General features: G+C 51.2%; 17 protein-coding genes and 1 pseudogene. 12 read left to right on the top strand and 6 right to left on the bottom strand.

Features of this window, described 5'->3' with window-relative positions; all coding sequences use genetic code 11:
• The 3 genes from BHE85_RS15055 to ybhA all read left to right on the top strand — a co-directional run.
• The coding region (locus BHE85_RS15055) for an integrase core domain-containing protein (protein ID WP_146627986.1) at positions 1–235 on the top strand (235 nt) is incomplete at its 5' end.
• Positions 165–851 (top strand): tyrosine-type recombinase/integrase, encoded by a 687-nt coding sequence (locus tag BHE85_RS15050; protein WP_012421354.1) that lies wholly within the window; start codon positions 165–167, stop codon positions 849–851. The genes BHE85_RS15055 and BHE85_RS15050, both read left to right, overlap by 71 nt.
• A 235-nt stretch (positions 852–1,086) precedes the next feature.
• Positions 1,087–1,905, top strand: a complete 819-nt coding sequence (gene ybhA, locus BHE85_RS15045; RefSeq protein ID WP_004981511.1) for a bifunctional pyridoxal phosphate/fructose-1,6-bisphosphate phosphatase — start codon at positions 1,087–1,089, stop codon at positions 1,903–1,905.
• On the opposite strand, the gene modC is transcribed toward ybhA, so the two are convergent.
• The 4 genes and pseudogenes from modC to acrZ form a co-directional block, all read right to left on the bottom strand.
• Positions 1,906–2,964: a molybdenum ABC transporter ATP-binding protein ModC gene (gene modC / locus BHE85_RS15040; RefSeq protein WP_000891683.1), complete on the bottom strand. Its 1,059-nt coding sequence runs from the start codon at positions 2,962–2,964 to the stop codon at positions 1,906–1,908. It abuts the gene before it with no gap.
• 2 nt (positions 2,965–2,966) lie between these two features.
• Positions 2,967–3,655: pseudogene (gene modB / locus BHE85_RS15035) on the bottom strand (molybdate ABC transporter permease subunit).
• The gene (modA, locus tag BHE85_RS15030) at positions 3,655–4,428 is read right to left on the bottom strand and encodes a molybdate ABC transporter substrate-binding protein (protein WP_000101999.1); all 774 of its coding nucleotides are present in this window, start codon (positions 4,426–4,428) and stop codon (positions 3,655–3,657) included. The pseudogene modB and the gene modA overlap by 1 nt, the downstream one beginning before the upstream one ends.
• A 165-nt stretch (positions 4,429–4,593) precedes the next feature.
• Positions 4,594–4,743, bottom strand: coding sequence for a multidrug efflux pump accessory protein AcrZ (gene acrZ / locus BHE85_RS15025; protein ID WP_000891515.1), 150 nt, complete (start codon positions 4,741–4,743; stop codon positions 4,594–4,596).
• A gap of 128 nt (positions 4,744–4,871) precedes the next feature.
• On the opposite strand from acrZ, the gene modE reads away from it, so the two are divergent.
• The 7 genes from modE (at position 4,872) to gpmA (ending at position 12,673) form a co-directional block, all read left to right on the top strand.
• Positions 4,872–5,660, top strand: a complete 789-nt coding sequence (modE, locus tag BHE85_RS15020) for a molybdenum-dependent transcriptional regulator (RefSeq protein WP_001147440.1) — start codon at positions 4,872–4,874, stop codon at positions 5,658–5,660.
• A gap of 67 nt (positions 5,661–5,727) precedes the next feature.
• Entirely contained in the window at positions 5,728–7,200 is a 1,473-nt protein-coding gene (gene modF, locus BHE85_RS15015) for a molybdate ABC transporter ATP-binding protein ModF (protein ID WP_000096856.1), read from the top strand.
• Between the two features lie 260 nt (positions 7,201–7,460).
• The gene (gene galE, locus BHE85_RS15010; RefSeq protein ID WP_001265315.1) at positions 7,461–8,477 is read left to right on the top strand and encodes a UDP-glucose 4-epimerase GalE; all 1,017 of its coding nucleotides are present in this window, start codon (positions 7,461–7,463) and stop codon (positions 8,475–8,477) included.
• 9 nt (positions 8,478–8,486) lie between these two features.
• Positions 8,487–9,533: a galactose-1-phosphate uridylyltransferase gene (gene galT, locus BHE85_RS15005; protein ID WP_000191490.1), complete on the top strand. Its 1,047-nt coding sequence runs from the start codon at positions 8,487–8,489 to the stop codon at positions 9,531–9,533.
• A gap of 3 nt (positions 9,534–9,536) precedes the next feature.
• Positions 9,537–10,685 carry a galactokinase gene (gene galK, locus BHE85_RS15000; protein ID WP_000053435.1) on the top strand — a complete coding sequence of 383 codons (1,149 nt, stop codon included), beginning with the start codon at positions 9,537–9,539 and terminating at the stop codon, positions 10,683–10,685.
• Positions 10,679–11,719: a galactose-1-epimerase gene (gene galM / locus BHE85_RS14995; RefSeq protein WP_000931389.1), complete on the top strand. Its 1,041-nt coding sequence runs from the start codon at positions 10,679–10,681 to the stop codon at positions 11,717–11,719. Before galK ends, galM begins: the two co-directional genes overlap by 7 nt.
• A gap of 201 nt (positions 11,720–11,920) precedes the next feature.
• A complete protein-coding gene (gpmA, locus tag BHE85_RS14990; RefSeq protein ID WP_001295305.1) occupies positions 11,921–12,673 on the top strand; it encodes a 2,3-diphosphoglycerate-dependent phosphoglycerate mutase in 753 nt (250 codons plus the stop codon).
• A gap of 157 nt (positions 12,674–12,830) precedes the next feature.
• On the opposite strand, the gene aroG is transcribed toward gpmA, so the two are convergent.
• Positions 12,831–13,883 carry a 3-deoxy-7-phosphoheptulonate synthase AroG gene (aroG, locus tag BHE85_RS14985; protein WP_001109196.1) on the bottom strand — a complete coding sequence of 351 codons (1,053 nt, stop codon included), beginning with the start codon at positions 13,881–13,883 and terminating at the stop codon, positions 12,831–12,833.
• 315 nt (positions 13,884–14,198) lie between these two features.
• Here aroG and BHE85_RS14980 point away from each other — a divergent pair, with 315 nt between their 5' ends.
• Complete coding sequence (locus BHE85_RS14980; RefSeq protein ID WP_000784361.1) at positions 14,199–14,579, top strand: YbgS-like family protein; 381 nt, start codon at positions 14,199–14,201, stop codon at positions 14,577–14,579.
• A 113-nt stretch (positions 14,580–14,692) separates the two neighbouring features.
• A complete protein-coding gene (gene zitB / locus BHE85_RS14975; RefSeq protein ID WP_000951299.1) occupies positions 14,693–15,634 on the top strand; it encodes a CDF family zinc transporter ZitB in 942 nt (313 codons plus the stop codon).
• Here the strand turns inward: zitB and pnuC are convergent.
• Positions 15,631–16,350: a nicotinamide riboside transporter PnuC gene (gene pnuC / locus BHE85_RS14970; RefSeq protein WP_000345414.1), complete on the bottom strand. Its 720-nt coding sequence runs from the start codon at positions 16,348–16,350 to the stop codon at positions 15,631–15,633. The two genes, zitB and pnuC, sit on opposite strands and share 4 nt — an antisense overlap.
• Positions 16,351–16,385 lie beyond the last annotated feature (35 nt).

Here is a 16,385-nt window from a genome sequence, read left to right as displayed (position 1 = left end):
GCGCGGAAACTGCTGGGATAACAGCCCAATGGAACGCTTCTTCAGGAGTCTGAAGAACGAATGGATGCCGGTGGTGGGTTACGTAAGCTTCAGCGAGGCAGCTCACGCCATAACGGACTATATCGTTGGATATTACAGCGCACTAAGACCGCACGAATATAACGGTGGGTTACCCCCAAACAAATCGGAAAATCGATACTGGAAAAACTCTAACTCGGTGGCCAGTTTTTGTTGACCACTTCACAGACATTTTTAAAACAGCTATAGCTTCTGGTCTTGCCGAAGAAGATCCAGCTTCTGCAACCAGGCCATTCAGAACTGAAGTGAAGCGCAGTCGACTGTTAATTGACGAGTATCTGTTAATCAGGAAAATAGCAGACGTCCAGAACGAATGGTTCGGCCTTTGCATGGATCTTGCACTGGTAACAGGACAGCGCGAAGGAGATCTGGCGGCTATGAGATGGGAGGATATAAGAGATGGCAGACTATACGTGGAACAACAAAAAACAGGGGCAAAAATTCGCATTTCTCTCCCCACCACGATTTCCAGATTGAATTTAACACTTACCGATGTACTGGATAACTTGAAAAAAATAAACGGTAAAAACGAAAAGTTACTCGGAGGGAAGACAGCCAGGACAATCGCAGCACAGTTCAGGATTGCCCGAGACACATCCGGATTGAAATGGGAAGGTGACCCACCGCCATTTCATGAAATCCGAAGTTTATCCGGTCGCCTGCACTCAGCAGAAAAAGGCAGTGATTTCACTCAGGCGCTCCTTGGACATCGTTCATCCAGCATGACGGATAAATACCGTGACGGACGAGGGAGGGAATGGAAAGACATTTAGAATTAATTTCGAATGATTTCGAAACACCACTTGTAATTAATTGATTATAAAGGATTAATTCCTAAGAGGCATTTGCTTCATGAATGCTCCTTTGCATTTAGCAACTGACTGTAACAGCTAAAATTAGTCGCTTTTGGCGGTGAATGCTGAATTAAAACGCAGAATTTTGTCCGATAGTGGTATCGGTGTACCATTCGCGCAGACGAAAATTCTTAACCTTAATCTGGAATACGCCATGACCACACGCGTGATTGCTCTCGACTTAGACGGCACCTTATTGACCCCGAAAAAGACCCTGCTTCCTTCATCGATAGAAGCCCTGGCCCGCGCTCGCGAAGCAGGCTATCAATTAATCATCGTCACAGGTCGCCATCACGTCGCTATTCATCCTTTTTATCAGGCGCTGGCGCTGGATACACCTGCTATTTGCTGTAATGGCACCTATTTGTATGATTATCATGCAAAAACCGTGCTGGAAGCGGACCCAATGCCCGTTAATAAAGCCCTGCAACTCATTGAGATGCTGAATGAACACCACATTCACGGTCTGATGTATGTGGATGATGCAATGGTCTATGAGCACCCGACCGGGCATGTCATTCGCACGTCTAACTGGGCGCAAACCCTGCCGCCGGAACAGCGTCCGACTTTCACACAAGTCGCTTCTCTGGCTGAAACGGCGCAACAAGTTAACGCCGTATGGAAGTTCGCCCTGACGCACGATGACATGCCGCAATTGCAGCATTTTGGTAAGCATGTCGAACATGAACTGGGACTGGAGTGTGAATGGTCCTGGCACGATCAGGTTGATATTGCACGCGGCGGCAACAGCAAAGGTAAACGTTTGACGAAATGGGTTGAGGCGCAAGGCTGGTCGATGGAAAACGTCGTGGCGTTCGGCGATAACTTTAATGATATCAGTATGCTGGAGGCCGCTGGTACAGGCGTGGCGATGGGCAACGCCGATGACGCGGTAAAAGCGCGCGCCAACATTGTGATTGGTGATAACACCACCGACAGCATTGCCCAGTTCATTTATAGCCACCTGATTTAATCAGGCGGTTATCGACACACTTTTAATTTGCGCGTACAGCCACAGGCCTGGTTTGATCGCCAGTTCATCCCTGGCCCACGGGCTGATACGCGCCCACAGCGTTTTACCGCCGACTTCCAGCTCCACTTCCACCTGACCGTTGTCGTCATAACTATTAACAACTTTTGCCCGCAATACGTTACGAATGCTGGTTTGCTGCGGCGGTTGTAAAACCAGAGAAACATCGGAAGCCTGAATGCGGATACGTAGCGCAGCTTGCAGCGGTTCGTCCAGCTTATTGACCCACAAATGCTGATCGCCCAGCGCCAGCGCGGTCATCGCGTAATGCGGATGATGCTCAAGCACCGTCACTTTCAGAATGCTACTTTGTTGCTCTTTCGGCAGCCACGGATTCATCACGCTACTACCCCAGACTTCTTCCAGTGCGCCAAAGGCTTTCACCTGACCGTTTTCCAGTACCATCACTCTGTCTGCCAGATGGAGGATCTCATCCAGCGAATGGCTGACATACAACATCGGGATGTTGATTTCCCGCGTCAGACGTTGCAGATAAGGCAACAGTTCGCGTTTACGCGGAATATCCAGTGACGCCAGCGGTTCATCCAGCAACAGCAATTCTGGTGCCGTCAGCAAAGCCCGCCCAATCGCTACGCGCTGTTTTTCGCCTCCGGACAGGCTGCCTGGTAAACGGTCAAGCAACGGTTCAATGCCTAAAAGCGCCACCAGCTTATCGAACTGATCGACCATGCTTTTCGCCATGCCGTAGCGCAGATTGCCACGCACTTTGTAATGCGGAAACAGCCGCGCATCCTGAAAAACATAGCCAACGCGACGCTTTTCTGGCGTCAGGCAGATACCTTTTTCGGCATCATTTAGTACCCGACCATTGAGGACAATCCTCCCTTTTTGCGGGCGCGTCAGTCCACTGATGGCGTTAATCAGCGAAGTTTTTCCGGCACCGGAGACGCCAAAGATAGCAGTGATGCCATTGGCGGGCAGCGTTTCATTAATAGTCAGGCAATGGTTGCCCAACGTCTGGGAAAAATTCAGTTCCAGCATGATTAGCGCCCCGCCCGTTCACGGCTGATTCTGGCCAGCCATTCTGAAATCAACAGGGAGATCATCGCCAGCGCAATAGAAATAATGCACAGTCTCGCCGCGCCACTTTCCCCGCCGGGGTCTGGATCAGGGTATACATGGCAGAGGGAATGGTTCGCGTTTCGCCAGGAATGTTCGACACAAAGGTGATGGTTGCACCAAACTCACCGAGAGAACGAGCAAAAGCCAGTACCGTACCAACAATAATTCCCGGTAAGGTCAGCGGTAACGTGATAGTAAAGAAAACGCGCCAGCGCCCGGCACCTAGTGTTCTTGCGGCCTGTTCGAGTTTGACATCAACCCCTTCCAGCGCCAGACGAATTGCCCGCACCATCAGCGGAAACGACATGACGGCGGCAGCGAGAACCGCGCCGCGCCAGCTAAAGGCGAAGGTAATACCAAACCAGTCATACAGACGTTCACCGATAAATCCGCGCCGTCCCATCGAAACTAATAATAAGTAACCGACGACCACGGGCGGTAACACCAGCGGTAGATGCAGTACGCTGTCGAGCAGAGCTTTGCCCGGAAACGTGCAACGCACCAGTAACCAGGCAAAAAAGATCCCAAACGGCAGGCTAAACAGCACAGCCAGGGAAGAAACTTTCAGGCTTAATAAAACTGCCTGCCATTCTGGATCGGTCAGTATCATTACTTGGTTGTAAATCCGTAACGTTTAAAGATTTCCGCTGCCTGCGGTCCCTTCAGATAATCATAAAATGCTTTCACTGTCGCATTGTTATGCCCTTCCACAACAGCAACCGGATATTCCACTTTTTTATGTGAATCTTCCGGGAAGGTGGCAACCACTTTTACCCCTTTGCTGACAACTGCGTCAGAACCGTAAACAATGCCCAACGGCGCTTCATTGCGTTCGACCAACGCCAGCGCGCCACGAACATCTTCCGCCGGAGCCAATTTCGGGGAGAGCGTATCCCATGCGCCCAGTTTTTGCAGTGCTTCTTTTGCATAAATGCCAGCAGGGACATGTTCCGGATCGCCAACCGCGAGGCGACCGCCATTCAGCAGCGAAGTCCAGTTAGTTGTGCTGTCGATGATGAAATCTTTCTGCTCGCTGGCTTTCGGTGCTACAACGACCAGGCTATTGCCGAGCAGTGTCTGGCGCGAAGCCGTATCGATCGCTTTTTTATCAACCGCATAATCCATCCATTTCTGATCGGCAGAGATAAACAGATCCGCAGGCGCTCCCGCTTCAATCTGACGGGCCAGAGTAGATGACGAAGCGAAAGAAGAAACCACATCCACGCCTTTTTCTTTTTTATACTGCGTAGCAATGTCCTGCATTGCGTTAGTCAGTGATGCGGCGGCGAACACCGTGATTTTCCCTTCATCTGCCAGTGTATTGCCAGCAACAGCGAAAGAGAGTGCCGCCCCGGCAAACAAGTTCAACCATTTACGAGCCATTGGTAACCCCTTAATGTAACGTTATATAGGTGACAATATAACGGCTAACTCAGAATTTTCCCAGCAGTTATTGCTAACCTTTGTGAGGTAGATAAGAAAAAATATCGGCTGGAAAAGCAGGAAGTTGAGAAAAAGAAATGCCCGACTAAGTGGGCATTCAGGGAATCAATGATTTTGTCCGGGCTGGTCTTTTTTACCAACACCAGAAAAGATGTTGAATACTTCACCAAGACCGTAAATCAGACCCAGGATGATGGCCATCACGACAGGTACCATGATTACGGCGAATACCAGACTTTTTAATAACTCTAACATGGTCAACTCCAGATATAGTCATGAGACTATTCTAACCGCTAAGCACAGAAAAGCACTCCCCTTTTGTGCGGTCAGCTTTGCGTGGCGTTCGTTTTCCGTCACAATAAGACTTTTGCCAGGACATTGTTATGCAGGCCGAAATCCTTCTCACCCTTAAGCTCCAACAAAAATTATTCGCCGACCCGCGCCGGATTTCGCTACTAAAACACATTGCGCTTTCCGGTTCCATTAGCCAGGGAGCGAAAGATGCCGGTATCAGCTATAAAAGCGCCTGGGATGCCATTAACGAGATGAATCAGTTAAGCGAGCATATTCTGGTTGAGCGCGCAACAGGCGGTAAAGGTGGCGGCGGCGCAGTACTGACCCGCTATGGTCAGCGACTGATTCAGCTCTATGACTTACTGGCGCAAATCCAGCAAAAAGCCTTTGATGTGTTAAGTGACGATGACGCCCTGCCGCTGAACAGCCTGCTGGCCGCGATCTCACGTTTTTCACTGCAAACCAGCGCCCGTAACCAGTGGTTCGGTACCATCACCGCCCGCGATCATGATGACGTTCAACAGCATGTTGATGTCTTACTGGCTGACGGAAAAACACGCCTGAAAGTCGCAATTACCGCACAAAGCGGCGCACGTCTGGGGCTGGATGAAGGCAAAGAAGTGTTGATATTGCTAAAAGCGCCGTGGGTAGGCATTACTCAGGACGAAGCGGTCGCACAAAACGCCAACAACCAATTACCGGGTATTATTAGTCATATTGAGCGCGGCGCAGAGCAGTGCGAAGTATTAATGGCGCTACCCGACGGGCAAACACTGTGCGCCACAGTGCCGGTAAATGAAGCGACTTCTCTTCAGCAAGGGCAGAATGTCACGGCCTACTTTAATGCCGACAGCGTGATTATCGCCACGCTGTGCTAAGCGTGTTGACAATTTGTTATGAAACACGTATCCCTGTCAGTAATCGCTGCACAAAATGGGATATAAAATGTCATCGTTGCAAATTTTGCAAGGCACGTTTCGTCTTAGCGACACAAAAACGCTGCAATTGCCTCAGCTAACGTTAAACGCGGGTGATAGTTGGGCGTTTGTCGGTTCGAATGGAAGCGGGAAATCGGCCCTGGCCCGCGCGCTGGCGGGGGAACTTCCGCTTTTGAAAGGTGAACGGCAAAGCCAGTTTTCCCACATCACTCGTCTCTCCTTCGAGCAATTGCAAAAACTCGTCAGCGACGAATGGCAGCGGAATAACACCGATATGCTCGGCCCTGGCGAAGATGACACCGGACGCACTACGGCTGAGATCATTCAGGATGAAGTAAAGGATGCACCGCGTTGCATGCAACTGGCGCAGCAGTTCGGTATTACCGCCCTCCTCGACCGACGCTTTAAATACCTTTCCACTGGCGAGACGCGAAAAATCCTGCTGTGTCAGGCGCTGATGTCGGAGCCTGACTTGTTGATTCTTGATGAGCCGTTCGATGGCCTGGATGTTGCCTCACGTCAGCAGCTGGCTGAGCGACTCGCCTCGTTACATCAGTCCGGTATTACTCTGGTACTGGTGCTCAATCGCTTCGATGAGATCCCGGAGTTTGTCCAGTTTGCTGGCGTGCTGGCGGATTGCACGTTAGCGGAAACTGGCGCTAAAGAGGAACTGCTCCAACAAGCACTCGTCGCGCAACTGGCACATAGTGAACAGCTTGAAGGTGTGCAACTGCCGGAGCCGGATGAACCTTCAGCACGTCACGCCTTACCCGCCAACGAACCGCGCATTGTGCTGAACAATGGCGTGGTTTCTTATAACGATCGCCCCATTCTTAATAACCTTAGCTGGCAGGTGAATCCAGGTGAACACTGGCAAATTGTCGGGCCAAATGGTGCAGGAAAATCGACGTTATTAAGCCTGGTTACTGGCGATCATCCGCAAGGTTACAGCAACGATTTGACGCTTTTCGGACGACGTCGCGGCAGCGGCGAAACCATCTGGGATATCAAAAAGCATATCGGTTACGTCAGCAGTAGTTTGCATCTGGATTACCGGGTCAGCACTACCGTGCGTAATGTGATTCTTTCTGGCTATTTTGATTCGATTGGCATTTATCAGGCCGTTTCGGATCGCCAGCAAAAACTGGTGCAGCAGTGGCTGGATATTCTCGGCATTGATAAACGTACGGCTGACGCTCCGTTCCATAGTCTTTCCTGGGGACAGCAGCATCTGGCGCTGATCGTCCGCGCACTGGTGAAACATCCGACGTTGCTTATTCTCGATGAACCACTACAGGGGCTTGATCCGCTCAATCGCCAGCTTATCCGCCGTTTTGTTGATGTGCTGATTAGCGAAGGTGAAACGCAATTGTTGTTTGTTTCGCACCACGCTGAAGATGCGCCTGCCTGTATTACCCATCGCCTTGAGTTCGTGCCGGACGGTGGACTCTATCGCTATGTGCTGACAAAAATATATTGAGTCGGTAGTGCTGACCTTGCCGGAGGCGGCCTAAGCGCCCTCTCCGGCCAACGGTTCGACGCATGCAGGCATGAAACCGCTTCTTTTTTCAGATAAAAAGCGCAATCATTCATAAACCCTCTGTTTTATAATCACTTAATCGCGCATAAAAAACGGCTAAATTCTTGTGTAAACGATTCCACTGATTTATTCCATGTCACACTTTTCGCATCTTTGTTATGCTATGGTTATTTCATACCATAAGCCTAATGGAGCGAATTATGAGAGTTCTGCTTACCGGTGGTAGCGGTTACATTGGAAGTCATACCTGCGTGCAATTACTGCAAAACGGTCATGATGTCATCATTCTTGATAACCTCTGTAACAGTAAGCGCAGCGTACTGCCTGTTATCGAGCGTTTAGGCGGCAAACATCCAACGTTTGTTGAAGGCGATATTCGTAACGAAGCGTTGATGACCGAGATCCTGCACGATCACGCTATCGACACCGTGATCCACTTCGCCGGGCTGAAAGCCGTTGGCGAATCGGTACAAAAACCGCTGGAATATTACGACAACAATGTCAACGGTACTCTGCGCCTGATTAGCGCCATGCGCGCCGCTAACGTCAAAAACTTTATTTTTAGCTCCTCCGCCACCGTTTATGGCGATCAGCCCAAAATTCCATACGTTGAAAGCTTCCCGACCGGCACACCGCAAAGCCCTTACGGCAAAAGCAAGCTGATGGTGGAACAGATCCTCACCGATCTGCAAAAAGCCCAGCCGGACTGGAGCATTGCCCTGCTGCGCTACTTCAACCCGGTTGGCGCGCATCCGTCGGGCGATATGGGCGAAGATCCGCAAGGCATTCCGAATAACCTGATGCCATACATCGCCCAGGTTGCTGTAGGCCGTCGCGACTCGCTGGCGATTTTTGGTAACGATTATCCGACCGAAGATGGTACTGGCGTACGCGATTACATCCACGTAATGGATCTGGCGGACGGTCACGTCGTGGCGATGGAAAAACTGGCGAACAAGCCAGGCGTACACATCTACAACCTCGGCGCTGGCATAGGCAGCAGCGTGCTGGACGTGGTTAATGCCTTCAGCAAAGCCTGCGGCAAACCGGTTAACTATCATTTTGCACCGCGTCGCGAGGGCGACCTTCCGGCCTACTGGGCGGACGCCAGCAAAGCCGACCGTGAACTGAACTGGCGCGTAACGCGCACACTCGATGAAATGGCGCAGGACACCTGGCACTGGCAGTCACGCCATCCACAGGGATATCCCGATTAAGGAACGACCATGACGCAATTTAATCCCGTTGATCATCCACATCGCCGCTACAACCCGCTCACCGGGCAATGGATTCTGGTTTCACCGCACCGCGCTAAGCGCCCCTGGCAGGGGGCGCAGGAAACGCCAGCCAAACAGGTGTTACCTGCGCACGATCCAGATTGCTTCCTCTGCGCAGGTAATGTGCGGGTGACAGGCGATAAAAACCACGATTACACCGGGACTTACGTTTTCACTAATGACTTTGCGGCCTTGATGTCTGACACGCCAGATGCGCCAGAAAGCAACGATCCTTTGATGCGTTGCCAGAGCGCGCGCGGTACCAGCCGGGTGATCTGCTTTTCACCGGATCACAGTAAAACGTTGCCAGAACTGAGCGTTGCGGCATTGACGGAAATCGTCAAAACCTGGCAGGAGCAAACCGCAGAGCTGGGAAAAACGTACCCGTGGGTGCAGGTCTTTGAAAACAAAGGTGCGGCGATGGGCTGCTCTAACCCGCATCCGCACGGACAGATTTGGGCAAATAGCTTCCTGCCTAACGAAGCTGAGCGCGAAGACCGCCTGCAAAAAGAATATTTTGCCGAACAGAAATCACCAATGCTGGTGGATTATGTTCAGCGCGAGCTGGCAGACGGTAGCCGTACCGTTGTCGAAACCGAACACTGGTTAGCCGTTGTGCCTTACTGGGCTGCCTGGCCGTTCGAAACGCTACTGCTGCCCAAAGCCCACGTTTTGCGGATCACCGATTTGACCGACGCCCAGCGCAGCGATTTGGCGCTGGCGTTGAAAAAGCTGACCAGTCGTTATGACAACCTCTTCCAGTGCTCCTTCCCCTACTCTATGGGCTGGCACGGCGCACCATTTAATGGCGAAGAGAATCAACACTGGCAGCTGCACGCGCACTTTTATCCGCCTCTGCTGCGCTCCGCCACCGTACGTAAATTTATGGTTGGTTATGAAATGCTGGCAGAGACCCAGCGAGACCTGACCGCAGAACAGGCAGCAGAGCGTTTGCGCGCAGTCAGCGATATCCATTTTCGCGAATCCGGAGTGTAAGAAATGAGTCTGAAAGAAAAAACACAATCTCTGTTTGCCAACGCATTTGGCTACCCTGCCACTCACACCATTCAGGCGCCTGGCCGCGTGAATTTGATTGGTGAACACACGGACTACAACGACGGTTTCGTTCTGCCCTGCGCGATTGATTATCAAACCGTGATCAGCTGTGCACCACGCGATGACCGTAAAGTTCGCGTGATGGCAGCCGATTATGAAAATCAGCTCGACGAGTTTTCCCTCAATGCGCCCATTGTCGCGCATGAAAACTATCAATGGGCGAACTACGTTCGTGGCGTGGTGAAACATCTGCAACTGCGTAACAACAGCTTCGGCGGTGTGGACATGGTGATCAGCGGCAATGTGCCGCAGGGTGCCGGGTTAAGTTCTTCCGCTTCACTGGAAGTCGCGGTCGGAACCGTATTGCAGCAGCTTTATCATCTGCCGCTGGACGGCGCACAAATCGCGCTTAACGGTCAGGAAGCAGAAAACCAGTTTGTTGGCTGTAACTGCGGGATCATGGATCAGCTAATTTCCGCACTCGGCAAGAAAGATCATGCCTTGCTGATTGACTGTCGTTCACTGGGGACCAAAGCAGTTTCCATGCCGAAAGGTGTGGCTGTCGTCATCATCAACAGTAACTTCAAACGTACCCTGGTTGGCAGCGAATACAACACCCGTCGTGAACAGTGCGAAACCGGTGCGCGTTTCTTCCAGCAGCCAGCCCTGCGCGATGTCACCATTGAAGAGTTCAACGCTGTTGCACATGAGCTGGACCCAATCGTGGCGAAACGCGTGCGGCATATCCTGACTGAAAACGCCCGCACCGTTGAAGCTGCCAGCGCGCTGGAGCAGGGCGACCTGAAACGTATGGGCGAGTTGATGGCGGAGTCTCATGCCTCTATGCGCGATGATTTCGAAATCACCGTGCCGCAAATTGACACTCTGGCAGAAATCGTCAAAGCTGTGATTGGCGACAAAGGTGGCGTACGCATGACCGGCGGCGGATTTGGCGGCTGTATCGTCGCGTTGATCCCGGAAGAGCTGGTGCCTGCCGTACAGCAAGCTGTCGCTGAACAATATGAAGCAAAAACAGGTATTAAAGAGACTTTTTACGTTTGTAAACCATCACAAGGAGCAGGACAGTGCTGAACGAAACTCCCGCACTGGCACCCGATGGTCAGCCGTACCGACTGTTAACTTTGCGTAACAACGCAGGGATGGTAGTCACGCTGATGGACTGGGGTGCGACTTTACTTTCAGCCCGTATTCCGCTTTCCGATGGCAGCGTCCGCGAGGCGCTGCTCGGCTGTGCCAGCCCGGAATGCTATCAGGATCAGGCCGCGTTTCTGGGGGCCTCTATTGGTCGTTATGCCAACCGCATCGCCAATAGCCGTTATACCTTTGACGGTGAAACCGTGACCCTTTCGCCAAGTCAGGGCGTTAACCAGCTGCACGGCGGCCCGGAAGGGTTCGACAAACGTCGCTGGCAGATTGTGAACCAGAACGATCGTCAGGTGCTGTTTGCCCTGAGTTCAGATGATGGCGATCAGGGCTTCCCGGGTAATCTCGGCGCAACGGTGCAATATCGTCTGACCGACGATAACCGTATCTCCATTACTTATCGCGCCACAGTTGATAAACCTTGCCCGGTGAATATGACTAATCACGTCTATTTCAATCTTGACGGCGAGCAGTCTGACGTGCGCAATCACAAGTTGCAGATTCTGGCGGACGAATATCTGCCGGTTGATGAAGGCGGCATTCCGCACGACGGCCTGAAATCTGTCGCCGGAACGTCTTTTGATTTCCGCAGCGCCAAAATCATCGCCAGTGAGTTTCTTGCCGACGACGATCAGCGCAAAGTGAAAGGTTACGATCACGCATTCTTGTTACAGGCCAAAGGCGATGGCAAGAAAGTGGCGGCGCATGTCTGGTCAGCAGATGAAAAATTGCAGCTGAAGGTCTACACCACCGCTCCGGCTCTGCAATTCTACTCCGGCAACTTCCTCGGCGGCACACCGTCGCGGGGAACAGAACCTTACGCCGACTGGCAAGGGCTGGCGTTGGAAAGCGAGTTTCTGCCGGACAGCCCGAACCACCCTGAATGGCCGCAACCGGACTGCTTCCTGCGTCCTGGCGAAGAGTATTCCAGCCTGACGGAATATCAGTTTATTGCTGAGTAATGTTAAGCCCTCGTCATGAGGGCTTTATCTCATATTGCTCAAATCACCAGCAAACACCGACATATTTGCAACTCAATATTCACAACAACCTTACACTGCGCCACTATTTTCGCTATGGTTATGCGTAAGCATTGCTGTTGCTTCGTCGCGGCAATATAATGAGAATTATTATCATTAAAAGATGATTTGAGGAGTAAGTATATGGCTGTAACTAAGCTGGTTCTGGTTCGTCATGGCGAAAGTCAGTGGAACAAAGAAAACCGTTTCACCGGTTGGTACGACGTGGATCTGTCTGAGAAAGGCGTAAGCGAAGCAAAAGCAGCAGGTAAGCTGCTGAAAGAGGAAGGTTACAGCTTTGACTTTGCTTACACTTCTGTGCTGAAACGCGCTATCCATACCCTGTGGAATGTGCTGGACGAACTGGATCAGGCATGGCTGCCCGTTGAGAAATCCTGGAAACTGAACGAACGTCACTACGGTGCGTTGCAGGGTCTGAACAAAGCGGAAACTGCTGAAAAGTATGGCGACGAGCAGGTGAAACAGTGGCGTCGTGGTTTTGCAGTGACTCCGCCGGAACTGACTAAAGATGATGAGCGTTATCCGGGTCACGATCCGCGTTACGCGAAACTGAGCGAGAAAGAACTGCCGCTGACGGAAAGCCTGGCGCTGACCATTGACCGCGTGATCCCTTACTGGAATGAAACTATTCTACCGCGTATGAAGAGCGGTGAGCGCGTAATCATCGCCGCACACGGTAACTCCCTGCGTGCGCTGGTGAAATATCTTGATAACATGAGCGAAGAAGAGATTCTTGAGCTGAATATCCCGACTGGCGTGCCGCTGGTGTATGAGTTCGACGAGAATTTCAAACCGCTGAAACGCTATTATCTGGGTAATGCTGACGAGATCGCAGCGAAAGCAGCGGCGGTTGCAAACCAGGGTAAAGCGAAGTAAACGTCATTCGTTTAAAATGAGAAAGCCGACTGCAAGTGAGTCGGCTTTTTTGTTGCTAACAATGGAGCACATTGCCTGATGCGACGCTTCGCGACTTATCAGGCCTGTGGTGATTCATCGGATACGCCACTCTGACGGCGCATCCGACAATTAAACCTTACCCGCGACGCGCTTTTACTGCATTCGCCAGTTGACGTAACAGAGCATCGGTATCTTCCCAGCCGATGCAGGCATCGGTGATGCTCTTACCGTAGGCCAGCGGCTCCCCGCTCTCGAGGCTCTGATTGCCTTCCACCAGATGGCTTTCCACCATCACGCCAATAATGGCCTTTTCGCCACCGGCAATCTGCTGGCAAACGTCAGCACAAACATCCATCTGCTTTTTGAATTGTTTGGACGAGTTAGCATGGCTGAAATCGATCATCACCTGTGCTGGCAGGCCTGCTTTGTTCAGCCCTTCTTTCACTTCAGCAACGTGCTTCGCGCTGTAGTTAGGCTCTTTACCGCCGCGCAGAATGATATGGCAATCGCCGTTACCGCTGGTATTCACAATCGCCGAATGCCCCCATTTCGTTACGGACAGGAAGCAGTGCGGCGCACCGGCGGCATTAATGGCATCGATAGCCACTTTAATCGTACCGTCGGTGCCATTTTTGAAGCCGACTGGACAAGAAAGCCCTGATGCCAGTTCGCGGTGCACCTGCGATTCGGTGGTACGTGCGCCAATTGCGCCCCAGCTCATCAGGTCAGCGAGATATTGTGGGGTGATCATATCGAGAAACTCACCCGCCGCTGGCAGACCGCTGTCGTTAATATCAAGCAGCAATTTACGGGCTATACGAAGACCGTCGTTGATCTGGAAGCTGTTATCCATATGCGGATCGTTAATCAGCCCTTTCCAGCCCACCGTGGTACGCGGCTTTTCAAAATAGACGCGCATTACGATTTCCAGCTCATCTTTCAGCTCTTCACGCAGCGCCAGCAAGCGAGTGGCATACTCTTTAGCCGCGACAGGATCATGAATTGAGCACGGGCCAATCACCACCAACAGGCGATCATCATTACCTTTCAGGATCTTATGGATCGCTTTTCGGGCATGGGCAACCGTATTCGCGGCATTTTCAGTAGCGGGGAATTTTTCCAGCAATGCGACAGGAGGAAGTAACTCTTTGATTTCTTTGATGCGTAAATCGTCGTTCTGATAATTCATGTCTGTTCCAGTGTTGCCATACTTATCTTAGTGAATGCAATACTTCCAATCTATATCTTCCGTCAGAATGTGTAAACGGGGTTTTACATTATGAACGGATTAATCCTGGAATTAGCAAGAAAAACGCCAGATTGTCGCGAAAAACGAGATCTCTCCTACAATTTCTAACTGTAACTCCTTTGTTTGTTAATTATTTCAAGATTCTCTGCTGCGTTTCATAAACTGGCTGAAATCTTAAACCAATGCCTTATATTCACCTGCAAATGCACTGTTGGAAGAGGTTATCCGACATAACGACCATAACAGGAGCATCCTATGAAAATGACAAAACTGGCCACATTATTTCTGACTGCCACTCTAAGCCTTGCCAGCGGTGCCGCACTGGCTGCCGATAGCGGAGCGCAAACTAATAACGGCCAGGCAAACGCCGCAACTGATGCGGGCCAGGTAGCCCCTGACGCCCGTGAAAATGTCGCGCCAAATAACGTCGACAATAACGGGGTAAATACCGGTTCTGGCGGCACAATGCTGCATTCGGATGGTTCTTCAATGAACAATGACGGAATGACCAAAGATGAAGAGCACAAGAACACCATGTGCAAAGATGGTCGATGTCCGGATATCAATAAAAAGGTACAAACCGGTGATGGCATCAATAATGATGTCGATACCAAAACCGACGGTACCACGCAGTAACCCTGCAAAATAGCCAATAATGGGAGAGCGGAGTCTCTCCCTTTTAATTTTTCACTTCTAAAAGCAGTATGATGTCATAAAGTTAAGTGAGAATAATTAAGGGATGACTCGTCATGGCGCACTCACACTCACACACGTCCTCACACCTGCCAGAAGATAATAATGCTCGTCGCTTGTTGTATGCTTTCGGCGTGACTGCCGGGTTTATGCTGGTAGAAGTCGTTGGTGGTTTTCTTTCTGGTTCTCTGGCATTGCTGGCCGATGCGGGTCATATGTTGACCGATACTGCCGCCCTGCTTTTCGCCCTACTCGCCGTGCAATTTTCACGTCGTCCTCCCACCATTCGCCACACTTTCGGTTGGCTAAGACTGACCACGCTCGCGGCGTTTGTGAATGCCATCGCCCTCGTGGTAATTACCATTTTGATTGTCTGGGAGGCGATAGAACGCTTCCGCACGCCGCGTCCGGTCGAGGGCGGCATGATGATGGCAATTGCCGTGGCTGGGTTGCTGGCAAATATACTTTCTTTCTGGTTACTTCATCACGGCAGCGAAGAGAAAAACCTCAACGTACGAGCAGCGGCATTGCATGTGCTCGGGGACCTGTTGGGTTCGGTTGGGGCTATTATTGCCGCGTTGATTATTATCTGGACCGGCTGGACACCTGCTGACCCCATTCTCTCGATAGTGGTGTCGCTTCTGGTTCTGCGTAGCGCGTGGCGACTGTTGAAAGATAGCGTGAATGAATTACTTGAAGGTGCACCGGTATCGCTGGATATCGCTGAACTGAAGCGTCGTATGTGCCGGGAAATCCCGGAAGTCCGCAATGTGCACCATGTACATGTATGGATGGTAGGTGAGAAGCCGGTGATGACGCTGCATGTGCAGGTGATCCCGCCACACGCTCACGATGCCTTGTTGGATCAGATCCAACACTACCTGATGGATCACTATCAGATTGAGCACGCCACCATTCAGATGGAATATCAACCTTGTCATGGGCCAGACTGCCACCTGAATGAAGGGGTGTCTGGCCATTCACATCATCACCATTAATGGGACAGCGCGCATGAGCCTCTTTCACGTGCGCTGTTGATCCACATCCGACTGCCGTTGAGCGCAATAAAGGTCAGGATGATGTACTCCAGAGACATGGCGTAAACGCCCTGAAGTGCAAAAATAACGACGCTAATCACGTTAATAATCACCCACAACAGCCAGTTTTCCACATACTTACGCGTCATCAGAAGCATTGCCACGATAGATAACACCATCATGCATGAATCCCAGAACGGGAAAGCGTCCGGTTGCAGTTCAGGCATCACAACCTGTAATCCTAATGCTTGCATGATCATGACTGCCACGCGGGTCAAAAATGCAAACACCGGATTGATAAATACCGTCATCAGACCAATCGAAACAACGCAAACCGCCAACCAGCTGAGCGCCTTCGGCAATGGTAACCAGCGAATTTTCAACTCCGCCTCGTTCTGACTGGTTTGTCGCGACCACGCATACCAACCGTAAATATTCGCGGCAAAGAAAAACACCTGTAATAGCAGGCTGGCATACAGCTGAATCTGAAAGAAAATAATGCCAAACAAGGTGACGTTGATCAGGCCAAAGAAGTAGTTGCTGATCTTCTCCAGACTGGCAAGGCCAATACACAGCAACCCGGCGATCGTGCCTACCGCTTCGATCCATGAGAGATCATAACCGCCTGCTCCTATTGGTATATGTACCAGGATATTCTGCACACTAAAAAAATCCATCTTTCCCCCAAAGCGTAACGTTACGCCTTATTATT

Source organism: Shigella sp. FC1567, assembly GCF_001743015.1.
GTDB classification, from domain to species: domain Bacteria; phylum Pseudomonadota; class Gammaproteobacteria; order Enterobacterales; family Enterobacteriaceae; genus Escherichia; species Escherichia coli.
This window is presented reverse-complemented; position numbering and strand designations above follow the sequence as displayed.

Coding starts and splice junctions, on each gene's coding strand:
- ybhA (WP_004981511.1), top strand. CDS start 1,087: ATGACCACACGCGTGATTGCTCTCGACTTAGACGGCACCTTATTGACC.
- modC (WP_000891683.1), bottom strand. CDS start 2,964: ATGCTGGAACTGAATTTTTCCCAGACGTTGGGCAACCATTGCCTGACT.
- modA (WP_000101999.1), bottom strand. CDS start 4,428: ATGGCTCGTAAATGGTTGAACTTGTTTGCCGGGGCGGCACTCTCTTTC.
- acrZ (WP_000891515.1), bottom strand. CDS start 4,743: ATGTTAGAGTTATTAAAAAGTCTGGTATTCGCCGTAATCATGGTACCT.
- modE (WP_001147440.1), top strand. CDS start 4,872: ATGCAGGCCGAAATCCTTCTCACCCTTAAGCTCCAACAAAAATTATTC.
- modF (WP_000096856.1), top strand. CDS start 5,728: ATGTCATCGTTGCAAATTTTGCAAGGCACGTTTCGTCTTAGCGACACA.
- galE (WP_001265315.1), top strand. CDS start 7,461: ATGAGAGTTCTGCTTACCGGTGGTAGCGGTTACATTGGAAGTCATACC.
- galT (WP_000191490.1), top strand. CDS start 8,487: ATGACGCAATTTAATCCCGTTGATCATCCACATCGCCGCTACAACCCG.
- galK (WP_000053435.1), top strand. CDS start 9,537: ATGAGTCTGAAAGAAAAAACACAATCTCTGTTTGCCAACGCATTTGGC.
- gpmA (WP_001295305.1), top strand. CDS start 11,921: ATGGCTGTAACTAAGCTGGTTCTGGTTCGTCATGGCGAAAGTCAGTGG.
- aroG (WP_001109196.1), bottom strand. CDS start 13,883: ATGAATTATCAGAACGACGATTTACGCATCAAAGAAATCAAAGAGTTA.
- BHE85_RS14980 (WP_000784361.1), top strand. CDS start 14,199: ATGAAAATGACAAAACTGGCCACATTATTTCTGACTGCCACTCTAAGC.
- zitB (WP_000951299.1), top strand. CDS start 14,693: ATGGCGCACTCACACTCACACACGTCCTCACACCTGCCAGAAGATAAT.
- pnuC (WP_000345414.1), bottom strand. CDS start 16,350: ATGGATTTTTTTAGTGTGCAGAATATCCTGGTACATATACCAATAGGA.